The organism is Cloacibacillus sp. (genome assembly GCF_020860125.1).
Lineage (GTDB): Bacteria > Synergistota > Synergistia > Synergistales > Synergistaceae > Cloacibacillus.
This window is the reverse complement of record NZ_JAJBUX010000118.1, coordinates 61342-62453: the sequence shown is the minus strand read 5'-3', so window position 1 is coordinate 62453 and position 1112 is coordinate 61342. Positions and strand designations below refer to the sequence as shown.

The window sequence follows — 1112 nt, the reverse complement described above, 5'->3', positions numbered from 1 at the left end:
AGGTAATTTATCGCGTCGCCAGGTTTCAACTAGCACGCCCGTGAGGGCGTGACTACTACAAGTTGTCTATGTGCCACTTACACATAGCGTTTCAACTAGCACGCCCGTGAGGGCGTGACCGTTCCTTTGTGCCTTATATCTTATAGCACAAAGGTTTCAACTAGCACGCCCGTGAGGGCGTGACACCGCATGGGCATCGCCTACCAGCAATGGGTAGTTTCAACTAGCACGCCCGTGAGGGCGTGACATAGGAGGCCGAGCTCTCTTACGCCACGACAGAAGTTTCAACTAGCACGCCCGTGAGGGCGTGACTAATTGGGTTAATACGGATCATATTTTCTAAATGTTTCAACTAGCACGCCCGTGAGGGCGTGACGACACTTTCGCCGAAAAGCGCGGGCTGCGTGAAGCGTTTCAACTAGCACGCCCGTGAGGGCGTGACCAAGGTGAGGGTGGTGCCCGCTCTCTCCGGGACGTTTCAACTAGCACGCCCGTGAGGGCGTGACGGCTGCTCGGCGAGTGAGAGGTACAGCCCCTCGTGTTTCAACTAGCACGCCCGTGAGGGCGTGACCTCCGGCTCCGGATCGCGTTTCGGCGGCTGAGAGAGTTTCAACTAGCACGCCCGTGAGGGCGTGACTACAGGAGGCACAAGATGAAAACGTATGTATTGTTTCAACTAGCACGCCCGTGAGGGCGTGACATCGCAAAGTCAGACTTCGAGCACGACCTCGATGTTTCAACTAGCACGCCCGTGAGGGCGTGACGCTTCTACTTCCATGATTGCCCTAAAGACCAGGTGTTTCAACTAGCACGCCCGTGAGGGCGTGACATCGGCGGGAGCCTCGGCTCCCTTTACCGTAGGTGTTTCAACTAGCACGCCCGTGAGGGCGTGACGCCGCCGGAAAAGCCCTCCTTGATCTTGTCCAAGTTTCAACTAGCACGCCCGTGAGGGCGTGACAAGCTCCACCGCTCTATGCGGCTGCCGAATGGTAAGTTTCAACTAGCACGCCCGTGAGGGCGTGGCCGAGCGCCGAAGACCTCCCGTTGCCTGTGTGTCGTTTCAACTAGCACGCCCGTGAGGGCGTGACTTATCACTGGTTGACGAACACGGC

The 1112-nt window shown here is 57.6% G+C and carries 1 CRISPR repeat array.

The window, feature by feature from the left end:
• Positions 1 to 22: 22 nt before the first annotated feature.
• Positions 23 to 1088: direct repeats of the CRISPR family, unit length 31 nt; unit sequence GTTTCAACTAGCACGCCCGTGAGGGCGTGAC.
• Positions 1089 to 1112 lie beyond the last annotated feature (24 nt).